Source organism: Rhodococcus sp. NPDC056516 (assembly GCF_042794655.1).
In the GTDB taxonomy this organism is placed as follows: domain Bacteria; phylum Actinomycetota; class Actinomycetes; order Mycobacteriales; family Mycobacteriaceae; genus Rhodococcus_F.
In genome coordinates this window covers 71,749-86,717 of sequence record NZ_JBHTTG010000007.1, presented here as the reverse complement: position 1 = coordinate 86,717, position 14,969 = coordinate 71,749, and the positions used below count along the sequence as shown (strand labels likewise).

13 protein-coding genes are annotated in these 14,969 nt (G+C 63.7%); 7 read left to right on the top strand and 6 right to left on the bottom strand.

Features of this window, described 5'->3' with window-relative positions; translation table 11 throughout:
• Positions 1-10: 10 nt before the first annotated feature.
• From ACFQ6Y_RS21545 to ACFQ6Y_RS21535, 3 genes are all read right to left on the bottom strand, one after another.
• A complete protein-coding gene (locus ACFQ6Y_RS21545) occupies positions 11-1,579 on the bottom strand; it encodes an alpha-(1->6)-mannopyranosyltransferase A (RefSeq protein ID WP_378636973.1) in 1,569 nt (522 codons plus the stop codon).
• A gap of 98 nt (positions 1,580-1,677) precedes the next feature.
• The gene (gene crtI / locus ACFQ6Y_RS21540) at positions 1,678-3,270 is read right to left on the bottom strand and encodes a phytoene desaturase family protein (RefSeq protein WP_378636970.1); all 1,593 of its coding nucleotides are present in this window, start codon (positions 3,268-3,270) and stop codon (positions 1,678-1,680) included.
• A gap of 2 nt (positions 3,271-3,272) precedes the next feature.
• Positions 3,273-4,412, bottom strand: coding sequence for a polyprenyl synthetase family protein (locus ACFQ6Y_RS21535; protein ID WP_378636967.1), 1,140 nt, complete (start codon positions 4,410-4,412; stop codon positions 3,273-3,275).
• Between the two features lie 170 nt (positions 4,413-4,582).
• Here ACFQ6Y_RS21535 and ACFQ6Y_RS21530 point away from each other — a divergent pair, with 170 nt between their 5' ends.
• A complete protein-coding gene (locus ACFQ6Y_RS21530; protein WP_378547110.1) occupies positions 4,583-5,572 on the top strand; it encodes a methylenetetrahydrofolate reductase in 990 nt (329 codons plus the stop codon).
• Positions 5,573-5,620: 48 nt separating this feature from the next.
• Here ACFQ6Y_RS21530 and ACFQ6Y_RS21525 read toward each other — a convergent pair whose 3' ends face one another.
• The 3 genes from ACFQ6Y_RS21525 to ACFQ6Y_RS21515 form a co-directional block, all read right to left on the bottom strand.
• Entirely contained in the window at positions 5,621-6,415 is a 795-nt protein-coding gene (locus ACFQ6Y_RS21525; RefSeq protein WP_378547114.1) for an LppM family (lipo)protein, read from the bottom strand.
• A 70-nt stretch (positions 6,416-6,485) separates the two neighbouring features.
• On the bottom strand, positions 6,486-8,084 hold the full coding sequence (locus ACFQ6Y_RS21520) for a phytoene desaturase family protein (RefSeq protein WP_378547117.1): 1,599 nt from the start codon (positions 8,082-8,084) through the stop codon (positions 6,486-6,488).
• A complete protein-coding gene (locus ACFQ6Y_RS21515; RefSeq protein ID WP_378636964.1) occupies positions 8,081-8,686 on the bottom strand; it encodes a GNAT family N-acetyltransferase in 606 nt (201 codons plus the stop codon). Before ACFQ6Y_RS21515 ends, ACFQ6Y_RS21520 begins: the two co-directional genes overlap by 4 nt.
• A 147-nt stretch (positions 8,687-8,833) precedes the next feature.
• On the opposite strand from ACFQ6Y_RS21515, the gene ACFQ6Y_RS21510 reads away from it, so the two are divergent.
• The 6 genes from ACFQ6Y_RS21510 (at position 8,834) to ACFQ6Y_RS21485 (ending at position 14,799) form a co-directional block, all read left to right on the top strand.
• Positions 8,834-9,385 carry an SAV_6107 family HEPN domain-containing protein gene (locus ACFQ6Y_RS21510; RefSeq protein ID WP_378636961.1) on the top strand — a complete coding sequence of 184 codons (552 nt, stop codon included), beginning with the start codon at positions 8,834-8,836 and terminating at the stop codon, positions 9,383-9,385.
• A 237-nt stretch (positions 9,386-9,622) separates the two neighbouring features.
• On the top strand, positions 9,623-10,069 hold the full coding sequence (locus ACFQ6Y_RS21505) for a DUF3040 domain-containing protein (protein ID WP_378538821.1): 447 nt from the start codon (positions 9,623-9,625) through the stop codon (positions 10,067-10,069).
• Positions 10,070-10,651: 582 nt separating this feature from the next.
• Positions 10,652-11,083: a division/cell wall cluster transcriptional repressor MraZ gene (mraZ, locus tag ACFQ6Y_RS21500; protein WP_003941779.1), complete on the top strand. Its 432-nt coding sequence runs from the start codon at positions 10,652-10,654 to the stop codon at positions 11,081-11,083.
• Between the two features lie 190 nt (positions 11,084-11,273).
• Complete coding sequence (gene rsmH / locus ACFQ6Y_RS21495) at positions 11,274-12,287, top strand: 16S rRNA (cytosine(1402)-N(4))-methyltransferase RsmH (protein ID WP_230813526.1); 1,014 nt, start codon at positions 11,274-11,276, stop codon at positions 12,285-12,287.
• The gene (locus ACFQ6Y_RS21490) at positions 12,284-12,928 is read left to right on the top strand and encodes a hypothetical protein (protein WP_378636958.1); all 645 of its coding nucleotides are present in this window, start codon (positions 12,284-12,286) and stop codon (positions 12,926-12,928) included. Before rsmH ends, ACFQ6Y_RS21490 begins: the two co-directional genes overlap by 4 nt.
• Complete coding sequence (locus ACFQ6Y_RS21485) at positions 12,925-14,799, top strand: peptidoglycan D,D-transpeptidase FtsI family protein (RefSeq protein WP_378547131.1); 1,875 nt, start codon at positions 12,925-12,927, stop codon at positions 14,797-14,799. The genes ACFQ6Y_RS21490 and ACFQ6Y_RS21485 overlap by 4 nt, the downstream gene beginning before the upstream one ends.
• Positions 14,800-14,969: the final 170 nt, after the last annotated feature.

Below are 14,969 nucleotides of genomic sequence, written 5' to 3'. Positions count from 1 at the left end.
ATCGCGCGGATCAAGACGCCGAGGTCGCCGAGGCGGGTGTAGAGACTTCGGCCGGTTTTTCATGACGGCGACCACGAAGTCGGAGTGGGTCTTCCGTCTGTAAGGACATCGCCGCGATCACGGCGGCGAAGACGGCCAGAGCCACATGCGGGAAGGTGTACAGGCCGATGGATCCGTCCGGCTGGAACACGAGCATCAGCCAGGTGGACAGGCCGGTGAGTACAGCGAGGGTGGTCGGCGACATTGCAAAACCGGCCGCTACTGCCAGCGGCCAGGAGTAGTACCAGGGGAGTGCGGCGGGGGAGAGAACGACGATGGCGACCATCACGATCACGATGCCCATGACGGCGTCGCGCTCGGTCTTGCGGTAGCGCCACCACACGACGGCGATGATCGCGATCAACACTACTGCCGAGATGGTCCGGGAGACTTCGAGGATGTCGTTGAAATGGTCGCCGGCGAACCAGGAGGTGGCCATGGTTCCGATGTGCGCCACGATCGTGGGCAGTGAGAGCCAGTTGATGATCTTTGCCGAGCCGGAGAGTGCTGTTGTCCAGCCGAGACCGACGCCGGCAATCAGCGAGGTGGATCCGAGCACTGCCACGAACACCGCGAAACCGGCACCGGCCGTCTTGACGAACGACCGGATCGGTGACGCCGGTTCGCGGCCGGCGGCCGCGGCATCCTCCCGCTCGTGGATCATCCAGATCCAGACGATGAACGGAAGCGCAACGCCCGCGGTTGCCTTGATCGCGACGGCGAGTGCAATCAACCCAATTCCGAACAGATGCTTACGTTCGAGAGCGAGCGCGATGCCTGCGGCCATGAGGCCGACCATGAGCATCTCGTTGTGAACGCCGCCGATCAGGTGGATCAGGACGAGGGGATTGAGTACGGCGAGCCACAGAGCGATCGAGGTGTTTCCGCCGAGCTTCGTCGCGAGATGGGGGACGGCCCACATCATCAGGGCGAGTCCGGGGAGCATCGTGATCCGCAACAGCATCGTGCCCGCGATGACGTTCTCACCGGTCAGACGAACAATGGCGTCGGCGAGGAGAAGGTGAACCGGCCCGTACGGAGTAGTAGTCGTCGTCCACACGTTGGAGACGTTGTCGAGCAGGATGCCAGGATTGACGACGGGCCCGACGGCGTACGGGTCGAAGCCGTTGCGCAACAAGGCGCCTTGTGCCAGGTAGGAGTAGGCGTCACGGCTGAACATGGGAACCGCGAACAGCAGCGGAAACGTCCAGACCGGGACGACGTAGCGCAGACCGCGTAGCGAGACGTCACCGCGCAGGGTCGAGCGGCCCAGTCGAACCCAGGCGCCGATCATGCAGAGAACACCGATCCACACGATTGCCGCCGACAGGATCGATCCGTGTCCGAAACGTAGCCAGGACAGATGCATCGACTCGAGCAGCGGATCCTGGCGCCGGACGCTACCGGCGCCGAATCCACCGAAAGTGATCATGACTGCGCCGAAGAAACCGAGCAGTGCACTGTGACCTTCGGGAGTCCGAAGGAAATTGGCGGCCCTTAGGTGCCACGGTATTTCAGTGGCTGCGGCAGAGGACGTCATCGGTGCAGGTTCCTCCCCCGAGGAGATCGGTGTCGATCGGCGCGTGCAGCGCCCGAGTCGGTGAATCGTGGATGAATGGTCGGTTACGAGGGGCTAGTTTAGTTGCTCGCACGAGTGCCCACCGCGCTGGCTCGCTCGCGTGTACCGGTAATACGTTCGGCGGCGAGCCGACCGGACAGCAGAACGGTCGGTACTCCTACCCCCGGAACGGTTCCCGACCCGGCGAGAACGACGTTGTCGAAGCCGCGGGCGAGGTTCTTGCGTCGGAACGGCCCCGTCTGGGTGAAGGTGTGTGCCGCCGCGAACGGACTACCGGCGGCCATGCCCTTCGCGAGCCAGGTCTGCGGGGTGTCGACGTGATCGATCTCGAACGACTCGACCAGTCCCGTGTAACCGCGTTCCTGCAGCGTGAGGAGGATTTCGCGAACGTAGGGCATGCCGAGAGTCGACCAGTCGAGCGGCGCACTGTCCAGATTCGGGCACGGCGCGAGGACTGACAACGGTTCACGGATCCGGCCGTCTCGCGAGAAGGCCAGGCCCGGATCGGTCTGTGCCGGTCGGGTGACGAGCAGTGACGGATCACTCATCAGTTGCCCGCGGCCGCGGCGTGCCGTGATCTCGGCGAAGGTACGCTTCCACGCCTCGCCGAAGTCGATCATGTGGTGTCGCTGCGCGGGCCATCCGTCGGCGACAGCAGAGGAAACAGTGCCATGAATCACGACCGCGGACGGCGATGTACGCACTCGGCGCGGGCGGAATCGGGTATGTGGGCGCAAGAGCGAGTCCGTGACGGCCATGTCGGGAGTGAGGACAGCGGCGTCACAGTGGAAGCGCTCACCGTCGCGTGTGTGAACGGCTTGCACGCGCCGATCGCTCACTTCGAGGCGTTCGACAGTGCGGCCGAGATGCAGAATTCCACCGGCCTCGGTGAAGGCGTCGGCCATGGACTCGGCGATCGTGCGCATCCCGCCCTCGGGGAAGTAGACGCCGAGCGAGGTATCCATGTGCGCGATCGCCCCGTACACCGCGAGGGCTCGAGACGGAGCAACGCCGGCATACAGCGCTTGGAAGGTGAAGATCCGCCGAAGGCGAGGGTCGCGGATCTTGCGATCCACCTGCCCACCCAGTTTCCCGAATCCTCCCAGCGCGACGAGTCGGCTCAGATCCTTGACCGCGGCACGCGAATTGACCAGTCCGAGGGGAGAATCGAAGTCGGCGTCCATGAAGCGATCGAATTCGGCGTCGAAGATTCGGTTCAGCCATCGGCGCAGCACGCGATATCGCTGCGCTTCTTCCGACCCGCAGACGCGGGCTACTTCGGCAGCCATGTCTTCGGGATCGGCGTGAACATCGAGAGCGGTGCCGTCCGCGAATCGCGCGTGGTACGTCGGATCGAGCTTGTGCACAACGAATTTGGGGTTCGTCGAGTCGGGGTCGGCGCCGACGGCGGCAAGGGCGTTTTCGACGAGTTCGGGCATCGTCAGCACGGTGGCGCCGTTGTCGATGCTGTAGTCACTGCCTTCGTAGATGCCGACTCGTCCACCGACCGAACTGTTGCTCTCGAGAATCGTGACTTCGCGCCCGGCGCCCCGCAGATACAACCCTGCAGACAGTCCGGCGAGTCCGGCGCCGACGATCACGACCCGATCGGTCGGCGAGCTGACAGTTCGAGTGCGGTGCACGTCTGCCACGGTCAGTAGCTTCGCTTCGTGGCCGCGACCGCCATGTCGGTGAGACGAGCCTTGGCCTGCGCCGTTGCTGTGCTTGCACCGAGAGCGTTCGACGCTGCCTCGACGAGAGTGTCGATCTGCGTCTCGACGTCGGTGACGGCGCCGAGATCGGTCATCACCTCGCGCAGGGTGTCCACTTCGTTGGCGGTCAGGTCGGTGCCGATTCCGTTGCGAAGTAGTTCGGCCGCCGCCGGGTCCGCGGCGTCGGCGCGGGCGAGTGCCATCGCGAACAGCACAGTGCGCTTGCCTGCAATGAGATCGTCGCCCGAGGGTTTGCCCGTGACGGACGGGTCTCCGAACACTCCGAGTAGGTCGTCGCGAAGTTGGAACGCGATGCCGATGTCGGTTCCGAACGTGCGGTAAGCGTCGATCAGCTCGGCGTCTGCACCGAACAGTGCGGCGCCGAGGTGCAGTGGGCGTTCGATCGTGTACGCGGCGGTTTTGTAGCGGTTGACCCGCATGGCCGCCTCGACGGTTTCGTCACCGCGGGCTTCGTTGCTGATGTCGAGGAACTGGCCACCGAGCACCTCGGTGCGCATTGCCGACCAGACCGGGCTGACCCTTGCGGCCGCCTCGGGGCTGATCCCGGATTCTCGGATCATGTCGTCCGCCCAGGCCAACGCCAGGTCGCCGAGCAGAATGGCGACGGCCTCGCCGAAGTGCGCGGAGTCGCCGCTCCACTTCTCGCCGCGGTGCTGGTCCTCGAATTCGACGTGAACGGTCGGGAAGCCGCGCCTGGTCGTTGATGCGTCGATGATGTCGTCGTGGACGAGCGCGCAGGCCTGAACCAGTTCGAGGGCCGCGCACGCACGAATCACCGCGTCCGCGTCGCTCCCGTTCGGGTCGCCTCCGGCGCCGAGCCAACCCGTCCAGGCGAACGACGGCCGGACCCGCTTTCCCCCACGCAGGACAAAGGCCTCGAGGGTATCGACGGCCTTCTCGTATCCACCGCCGATGTTCGAGACGAGTTCGCGGCGTGAAGCGAAGAAGTCGCGGAGCGCTCCTTCGAACATGCCTGGCAGTTGGAGTGAGGTCGGATGCGGTGCGGTGTTGGTCGAACTCTGTCCAACGCGCGCGGTTCCTGCGGACAGGGTGGCCTCCAAGATCGGTATGTTCTCGCGCCGGAGGGTTACACGGAAGCGAGCTTGGAGCCCAGCTTAGTGGGGGTTGGAATCAACGGCGGGTCGGGCCGTGAACTGCGTGATCCTGACATTCGGGATGCGCAGTCCTGGGCGATGAGCTTGTTTGCGGCTGGAAAACATATGCTTGACCGGTGACATTCGATCCAGTCAGGGGCCGCTCCAGCGAGGGGTGGGCCACCCGAACACCGTCGATCGTCGATCGGATCGCTTCCTCGACAGGTAGCCGCATTCCGTTCTCGGTCGAGTTTTCGCCGCCGCGCGACGCCGACGCCGAAGCTCGTCTGTGGCGTGCGGTGCGTACCTTCGAGCGGCTCGGACCGGCATTCGTCTCGATGACGTACGGCGCAGGCGGGTCGACGCGCGATCGAACAGTGCGCGTCACCGGTGAACTGGCCGAAGAGACGACCCTGCTGCCGGTTGCTCACCTGACTGCGGTGTCGCACAGCACCGAAGAACTTCGTGCCATGGTCGGTGCCTACGCCGATCGTGGGATCAGCAACATCCTCGTGTTGCGCGGCGATCCGCCCGGCGATCCGCTCGGCGAATGGAAGAAGCATCCCGAGGGCGTCGAGTACGCCGAGGAACTCGTGCGGATGGTCCGTGATCTGGGCGACTTCCACGTGGGTGTGGCGTCGTTCCCCGAGGGTCACTACCGCGCTCCGGACTTGGCATACGACACGAAGTACCTGGTGTCGAAACTGCGTGCCGGTGCGGAGTACTCGATCACGCAGATGTTCTTCGACGTGGAGGACTACCTGCGTCTTCGTGACCGGGTGAGTGCGTATGACGCAGAACAGGGCGCCAAGCCGATCATCCCGGAGATCATGCCGGTAACCTCGCTGCGTTCGGTGAGGCGCATGCTCGAACTGTCGGGCTCGTCTCTGCCTCCCGCCCTCGAACGTCGATTCGACGCCGCGGCTGGAAGCGGTCAGGAAGAGAACCGTGCAGCGGTCCGTGAACTCGGTATCGATCTGGCCACCGAGATGGGTGAGCGGTTGATCGCCGAAGGCGCTCCGTGCCTGCACTTCATCACGTTGAACTTCGCGCGTGCCACCAGCGAGGTCCTCGATCGCCTCGGTCTCACCCCCGACACCTCGGTCGGGACAGCGCAAGCCGTCTGATCTTCGGTTGCCTCGCTCGACAACGATCGAGTGGGCAACCGCCAGACGCTACTTCGTGGTGTTTCTCGGGTTCTTGGTGTCAGCTTGCTTCGTGACGGGTGACTTCGTAACAGGCGTCTTCATGGCCGGTGCTTTCGCGGCGGGCGCGCGCTTGATCGGTGCTCGATTGCGCGCCATCCAGGCCATCGCACCGACGATAATCGCGACACCGAGCGCCAGCCCGGCCATGATTCCTGCCCACCCGGCGAAGCTTCGGGTGCTGGGGTCCGCGTAGTTGACCTCGGCGCGCATCGTGGACACCTCGCCGGCGGGCAAGGTCCACGACACCCGGGAATCGCCGTCTCGTGTTCCGTTGGTCGTGCCGACCCGTGCCGGGAAGGCGATGCTGACCTGGACGTCGGCGCCCTGAGTTGGAACCGTCTTCAGGTCTGCCTTGCCGTCGAGTGTGACGGTGTCCCCGGATCGCTTGAGGGTGATCTGGAACGACCCGGACCCCTCGGCGTACATGGAGCCCAGTTGGGCGACGTCACCGAAGGACAGATCGCTGAAGAACGCCTGGCTGCCGACGTATCCGTCCTTCTTGTACTCCTGAACCCGTATCTTGTCCTCCAGTGACGAAGGTGGGGTCAGCTGCGGACCCTTGTCCGCCTCGTTCGCCGGAATAGCAGCAGCTACCACCTGTCCGGTCACACGATCGTTCGCGGACACTCCCATCGACACCTGCACGCGGATGCACCCGGCAAGCAAGGGAACAAGCATCAGGGCGAGCGCGGCAACCGTCAGGAAACGTTTCCGACTGGTCGGCTTGGCGGCGGGATCGGTGGACTGTTGCACAGTGGTCATCGTGCCAGCCGTGGCGTAGCCAGTCATCGAGGCGGGGGCGTGTCGGCGGATGAAGTTCGGCGGGTGACCTTCACGACCTGCTCGAACGACGCATCCAACGACCAGTCGCACCCCGGCGGCTGTCCGACAGTGCGATTCGAGCGGCACTGCGACCACTGGCTCCGGACACCCCACCACCGGGATGCGTCGACGCACCGGTCAGATACAACCCGTCTGCTCCCGGAACGCGATGCCCGGACAGTTCCGGAAGCGGTCGCCACAACATCATCTGATCGAGTGACATCTCGACGTGCATGACATTTCCGCCGATCATCCCCAATTCCGACTCGATGTCGCGGGGAGTCTGAATGAAGCGGTCGAGGACGGAATCAGCGAATCCGGGCGCGACGGCCTCCATCTCGCCGACGATCCGGTCGGCCTCCGCCTCCGCGACCGACGCCCAATCACGATGTCCGCTGAGGCGATACGGTTGCCACTGCGACCACAGCGTCACCTGATGTCGACCGGCCGGGGAGATCGTGGGATCGATTCCGCTGAAACTCATTCCGAGAACCGCAGGGCGAGGAGGAAGTTCCCCAGCCAGTGCTGCGCCGTGTGCAGTGCGCAAGTGGGCGCGATCGGAAACGAGCAATTGCAATCCCGACGTGCTTTCCTGCGTCGTGGCGTCGCCGCGGTAGGACGGAAGCGCCGATGTTGCCAGTCGCAGTACCGCACCGATACCGGGGCCTACCCTGATACGGCGACGCCATCGTTCGAGCGTCTCGCCGTCGAAGCCGCCGCGGCCCAGGAGTTCGAGCGTGGTGAGGATGTGGCACCCGGCAATTACCTTGCGAGCGTGAATCTCTCGACCGTTCTCGGTCGTGGCGGTCCAGTGATTCGAGTTAGGGCGGATCGACGCCACACCGTCACCGAGTGAGATTGCGGCGCCGTCGACAGCCATGCGAGAGGCCAACGCAGCGCTCAGCGCGCCGCTCCCGCCGACTGCCCGCCCGGGAGGCAAGACGTGCATGAGGGCCGCGAAGCCGACCATCGGAGCGGTTCCCGGTTCCGACATCGGAGGCCCGGACTGGGCGCCGAACCACGCCAATGCAGCCTTGAGTGCCTCGCTGTCGAAATACTCGTCCAGCAGTGCGTCGCCGGGCGCGAGGAACTGCCGCGAGAGTTCGCTGTTGCCGCGTGCGGTGGCGAGACCTCCGAACGCACCGATCAGGTTCGATCCCGTGGGCGGCGCCGAAAACGCTTTCATGACGTGTCGACTGCGCTCCGACCAGACTGCGACGAACCGTCGATACGAGTCGGCGTCCTTTGTCCCGCAAGCTCGTTCGATGGACCGGCAGGTTGCGTCGAGGTCGCGGTGAAACACGATGCCCGGCCCGTCGGTGCCCGGCGCAGGCGGCGCGAACGCCCACGGGTCACAGTCGATGTAGCGCAGCCCGTGCGCGGCGAGTCCGAGCTCCTCGATGATGCCGCTGTGTCGAATCATGAGGTGCGCCGACGACCCCCGGTCCACCTTGTATCCGGGAAATCGTTCGACGGTCGAGACGGCGCCGCCGAGAACCGTGTCCTTCTCGAGCACCTCGACCGACCAACCCTCGCGTGCGAGGTAGGCGGCCGAAACGAGCGCGTTGTGTCCGGAGCCGACGACGACGGCGTCGAGAAGTGCGCTCACAGCGGCAGTCCACGGCCGAGGACCGCGAACGGTCGGTTGTCGCCGGCGAAACGAAATCTGCGGAGCACGTCACGAAAGCCGAGGCGACGGTACAGCCGCCAGGCACGGTTGTCCTCTTCGTACACCTCGGGGGTCGACAACAGAACACTGCGTTCGGGTCGATCAGCGAGGAGGTGGCGCAAGAGCGATTCGCCCAACCGGTGGCCTTGTCCGTTCGGATGCACGTGAAGTTCGGTGAGTTCGAAGTAGTCGCTCAGAATCGCGTCGATCTCGCTCTGGGGGCGACCCGAGCGCCGAAGCCCGTGCAGTACCTGCTGATGCCACCACTGGTCCGGGCTCCCGCGATACCCGTAAGCGATCCCCACCAGTGGCAGATTTTCGTGCGACGGTTGCTGGGGAACTGCCAATGCGCCGACGGCTTTCCAGCCGGGCCGGTTCGCATGCTCCTGCCACATCGGTGCGCGATGGAACTCGGTTCCTCGCGGATAGTCCATCGCTGTGACGTACACGGCCAGTGCCTCGTGGAGTCGACTCGCGAATTCTTCGCGGTCGAGGTCGACCGTATGTGGTGTCCAGGCGATCTGCGGGTCGACCGGTCTCACCTCTTCTCTTGACGGCGTGTCGGTGGGTGCAGTTATATTGAATAGGTCGAACAGATGTTCGATGTGGGTGATCCGGAGATGCCCGAAGGGAAGCGGGCATCTCCGGCCCACCTGGTCTTGGATCCTTACGGTGCAGGAGGTGCCCCGATGTCCGAGCGTGTGAAGCCTGAACGTGTGAATTCCGTACGAACTCTTCCTGCCGAGTTGTCGAGTCCGTCGGATGCCGCAATCTCTCGATTGTCGATGTCGGCGCGGCGGTCGTTCGGTGCGACGGCCACCAGCCACGGCAGTGTTCAAGTGGGAAAGTCCGGTGTGGCATGGGGACTGCTTCGGAAGGCCGATGCGCTTCTGGAAGAAGCGATCGGGGCAGGCGATCCTGCCGACCGGTTCCGGTGTGCTTACCTGGCGGCGCTGCGTGGTGCCGGGGCGGTCTTGGCGGCGGCCCCTGCCGGTGCCGGCTCGAAGCGTAAGCGAACTGGAAACGCGTGGGTCCTGATGGACGCCGCGGCGCCCGCGTTCGGTGCGTGGTCGAAGTTCTTCGCGGGGTGGTCCGCTACGCGTGCGGCCGTGGAAACCGGTGTGTCGATCGTGATCACAGACTCCGATTCCGACGCATTTTTTGCCGAGGTCGGTCGTTTTCTCACAGCCGTCGAAGATTTCATCGGTCAGGACACGTCCGCGCATTTGCAAGCGTCGTGAACAAATGGTCCGTCCCGGCAGTCGTTTCCGGGGAAATTCCTGGTCTGCGCGGGCAAATGGAGCCGAATCGGGGCCCTTCGGCACGAATACGTACGCTTGTGGCGGAACTCGTACCCGGAGTTGGTGGTCCGAGACCTAAACTGCTCGTATTATGAAAACAGGTAATCGTCCAAGTTGATTACCCGCCGCCTCACACCGTGAGGTGGTTGCCAAACTTCCAGTGCCGGGGGAGGTACCGTGCCACTCTCCGAGCACGAGCAGCGCATGCTCGATCAGATCGAGAGCGCTCTCTATGCCGAAGACCCCAAGTTCGCCTCCAATGTGAGGGGCGGCCGTATGCGGGCGCCGTCGAGTAGACGGCGATTCCAAGCTGCGGCTCTATTCGTGCTGGGTCTGGTCCTGCTGATCGCGGGGGTTGCCCTCCCGCTCAAGCCGGGCGGTTTTCCGATCATCAGCCTGTTCGGTTTCTTGTTCATGTTCGGCGCAGGGGTGTTGTTCCTCTGGGGTGGTGGACGTAAGTCCGCAGCAGCTGCCGACCCCGCTTCCGAAGGCGGCAATCATCCTTCCGGTCCGCCGGGTAGGGGTGCTGCCGGTGGTTCCGGACGGGGACGCGGCCGGAAGTCCGGCGGCGGATTCTCGTCACGGATGGAAGATCGATTCAAACGCAGGTTCGAGCAGGACTAGCTCTCCCGCCCTTCTTCGGGGCTAACTTCGAGAGTGATGCAGTTCGGACATGACGCCCTTTGCAGGGCACGAACGACCACACGTGTGGCGGTCGGCAACCAAGGTTGCCGACCGCCACACGCGTTGGTATGGGTGTTGTCGTGTGCGCTGGCGGGGTTACCGGCGAATCAGTGACGCGCGAGCGAATCACTCGCCACCCTGGCTACCCGTAGACGTGCCCACGGGCTTCCTCCACTTCGCTCCACCCGGTCCTCCACTTTCCTCCACCCTGGCCGAACTGCCACGCTCGACCAGCTCACGTATATTCGAAAACCGTGCTTGTACTGCGATTTTGTCCGGGGGAGCGACAGATCGTGGCGTGAAGGCTCGATATGACGGTGGTGTGGGCCGGGACACGGTTGCAAATTTCCCCCACGTCTCCCCACCTGCGCTGACCTGCTATTTATCAGCAAATGATGCTGAATAGGGACCATGTGCTCCTTGTTTGTGGGGGAAAGTGGGGTACTGTGGGTTCGGGCGGAGAGCTGAAGCACGATCCGCTCGATAGGGAGGGTTTCAGCGCAAGCTCGCAGGAGGTGTCGAGTGTTCCTCGGTACCTTCACGCCGAAGCTCGACGACAAAGGTCGGCTCACGTTGCCGGCAAAGTTCCGAGACGAACTGGCAGGAGGATTGATGATCACCAAAAGTCAAGATCACAGCCTCGCCATCTACCCTCGGGACGAGTTCGTCAAGCTCGCTCGAAAGGCAGCGGCAGCTCCACGCAATGATCCGGCAGCTCGGGCGTATGTACGTGCCCTGGCCGCCGGCACAGATGAACAGCACGCCGATGCCCAGGGGCGAATCACCCTCTCGGCTGATCATCGGCGTTACGCAAACCTGTCGAAGGAATGCGTAGTGACCGGCTCCGTCGATTACCTCGAGATCTGGGATCTAGCAGCCTGGGAGAGGTATCTCGGAGACAACGAAGAGGACTACTCGCAGGCAACAGGCGAATCTCTCAGCGAGATCGTCTAGGCGAAGAGCCCCCGGCGAATGCCGCGAGGCCTCTGCCCGGAAAGACCCTGACGCACTTCCCCAGCGCCAGGTTCTCCTTCGGGCAGGGACCTCGAAGCATTCGCCTTCTCGAACAGTCATCGCCTTCTCGGAAAGTCAGCAACTTTTCGAAAAGTCATCGGAAATCATGAAAGTAGGAGCCGGAGCAATCATGGTGGATCACGAGGTGAACGAACCCTCGGATGCCGATGGCTTCGCACACGTCCCTGTACTTCTGCATCGCGCCGACGATCTTCTCGGCCCTGCCATCACAGCTGTCGGTGACGGTGGTGCGGGCGCCTACATGATCGATGCGACGTTGGGGCTCGGCGGCCACTCCGAATTCTTCCTTGGCAAGTACCCGGGCCTTCATCTCATCGGTCTCGACCGCGACACCAATGCACTCCGTATCGCTTCCGAGCGTCTGGCGCCCTTCGCAGACCGAACCACGTTCGTGCACACCACGTATGACGGGATCGAAGACGCGCTCGAACAGGCCGGTCTGCCGTCAACGGAGTCGGTTCACGCGATCCTCTTCGATCTGGGTGTGTCGTCGATGCAGCTGGACGAAGCCGACAGAGGTTTTGCGTACTCGATCGACGCCCCTCTCGACATGCGAATGGATCAGACGGTCGGGCTGACCGCGGCAGAGGTTCTCAACACCTACAGCCACGGCGACCTTGCTCGCATTCTGAGCACGTACGGCGAAGAGAGATTCGCCGGAAAGATTGCGTCCGAGGTCCTTCGGCAGCGTGAGCGTGAACCTTTCACCACCAGTGCAGCTCTGGTCGAGTTGCTGTACCGGACAATCCCGGCCGCCACGCGACGTACCGGTGGACACCCGGCCAAGCGCACCTTCCAAGCGCTGCGGATCGAAGTCAATGCCGAGTTGGACTCGCTTCGTGCAGCGGTGCCTGCAGGGCTCGACGCACTGGCAGTCGGTGGACGAGTGGTGTTCATGTCCTACCAGTCGCTCGAGGACCGAGTTGTGAAGGCGGAGTTGGTTCCCCGCTCCAAGTCCACCAGTCCTGAAGGTCTGCCGGTCGAGTTGCCGGGAATGGGCCCGGAATTCCGCATTCTCACCCGTGGCGCAGAACGTGCGTCCGAGCAGGAAATCGAAGAGAACCCACGATCAGCTCCGGTGCGTTTGCGTGCCGCAGAACGCATTTCCAGGAGGCGAGCATGAGTGGTCAGGGCAAATCCGGTGCAGCGCAACGCGCATACGAGAAGCGCACCGCACGGGCGGCTGGTCGGACCGGAACTGCCGCTGCTGCCGGCCCGTCGATCTCTCCTCGAGCGATGCTCAAGGGACGAGTACCGTTCGTGGCCTCCGTCATCGGACTGCTGTCGATCGGTCTTGCGGTGACCCTGCTGCTGACCACTCGCGCTGCTGAGGATTCGTACCAACTCAGTGATGCGCGTGCTTACAACCAGTCTTTGGTCGAGCAGAAAGCAGCGCTCGAACGTGACTTCCAGTCGCGTAACTCGGCTCCGGAGTTGGCAAATCAGGCCAGCGCTCTCGGCATGGTCCCGGCCAAGGATCCTGCACGCCTGGTGGTGCATCCGGATGGTTCGGTCGAGGTCGTCGGAACGCCGACGCCCGCGACTGCCGGAGCGATGCCACCGCTCGATGCGCCCACGTCGGTCCCCGCACCGACCTCGACGCCACCGCGCACCACGCCGCCGGTAGTCCCGGGAGCCACGCCGAGGGTTCCCAATAACACGCGAAACCTCGCGCAGAGTGAACAATTGGTTCCTGTGATCCCCACGACGACAGCACCCGCCACCACGACGGCGGTGCCTGCTCCGCCTGAGGAACGTCGGTGAGTCAGAACTCCCGTAACAACCCCGGTCGGCGTCCGCGCCGCTCGGCTACCGCTTCCTTCCCGTTTCGCCAGCGAGTCGGTCGTATCACCATGTGTGGTGCGCTCGCCGTTGCGGCATTGCAACTCTTGTGGATTCAGGGCATCGACGCGCCGAGTCTGGCCGCGGAGTCCGCTAATCAACGAACCACGACGCAGGTTGATCCCGCCGTACGCGGCTCGATTACCGACCGCAACGGAAATCCTCTCGCGTTCACCATGGAAGCCAAGGCGCTGACCTTCCAGCCGGTGCGGGTACGCAAGGAGCTCGAGGAAGCGCGCGCCAAGAGCATCGAGCAGGGCGCCGAGGGCGCCAAGCAGGCGCCGGAAGTGAGCGATCGCCTCGCTGAGATCGCAGCCGGAATCCACGCCAAGCTCGGCGATACCGTTCCGGAAAAAGATCTACTTCAGAAGATGAACAGCAACGAAACTTTCACCTACCTCGCGCGCAGCGTGGACCCGGCAGTTGCCGCCGAGATCTCGGACAAGTTCCGGGAGGTCGGGCTCGAGCGACAGGACATCCGCGAGTACCCCGGTGGCTCTCTGGCCGCGAATCTCGTCGGCGCGACCGGTTGGGACGGGCACGGGTTGCTCGGCCTCGAAGATTCGATGGACTCCACACTCGCCGGAACCGATGGATCCGAGACCTACGACCGCGGTTCGGACGGGGCAGTGATCCCCGGTAGCTGGCGTGACAAGCAACCGGCCGTCAACGGTTCGGGCGTCGAACTGACCATCGATTCGGATCTCCAGTTCTACGTTCAGCAGCAGGTTCAGATCGCCAAGGACAAGTCAGGCGCAAAGAACGCCTCGGTTGTGGTCATGGACTCCAAGACGGGGCAGGTGTTGGCCATGTCCAACGACAGCACCTTCAACCCCGCGATCGGCATCGACAAGAACGCGCCGACAGTCGAAATGGGCAATCCGTCGGTCAGCACACCGTTCGAACCTGGATCGGTGAACAAGATCGTCACCGCTGCAGCGGCCATCGAGGACGGTAAGACAACTCCGGATGAAGTTCTGCAGGTCCCGGGCAGCATCACGATGGCCGGCGCCACAGTCAAGGATGCGTGGGATCACGGTGTGGCTCCGTACACCTCTACCGGTGTGTTCGGAAAGTCCTCGAACGTCGGCACGCTGATGCTCGCTCAGCGAGTGGGCGAGGATCGCTACGCAGACATGCTGAACAGGTTCGGCCTCGGACAACGCACCGACGTCGGACTTCCCGGCGAGAGCGCGGGCAGCGTTCCGAGTCGCGACCAGTGGTCCGGCGGAACCTTCGCGAACTTGCCGATCGGTCAGGGTCTGTCGATGACAACCCTGCAGATGACGGGGATGTACCAGGCTATTGCCAACGACGGTGTGCGAATTCCTCCGCGGATCGTGAAGTCGACTGTAGATTCTTCCGGCGCTCGAACCGAGACGCCGCAACCCGAGGGCGTCGAGGTGGTCAGCGCCCAGACAGCCTCGACGGTTCGGGACATGTTCCGATCGGTCACTCAGGAAGACACGGGTAACCAACGGGGAACGGGTGTTGCCGCGGGCGTCGAGGGATATCAGGTCAGCGGCAAGACGGGCACCGCGCAGCAGGTGGATCCCGCGTGCAAGTGCTACTCCAACTCCAACTACTGGATCACCTTCGCGGGAATCGCGCCGGCGGACAACCCTCGATTCGTGATCGGAATCATGCTCGACGCCCCGGTTCGCGGCGTGGACGGCGGGGGCGGTCAATCGGCAGCGCCGTTGTTCCACAACATCGCCTCGTGGATGTTGCAGCGTGACAGTGTTCCGATGTCGCCGGACCCCGGTCGCAAGTTGGTGTTGCAGGCGGACTGATTGCGGGTGTGGGGTTCGACACGGTCTTCGGGTTAATCCCGGACACGGTAATCTCAAACGCCGCAGTAATCTCATTCATTGCAGTGCGCCGTACCTTGCTTGCGCTGCGATCGCCACAGACCGACGACAGACCAACGACCGCCGTAGACCAACGACAATTCCCAGGAGTC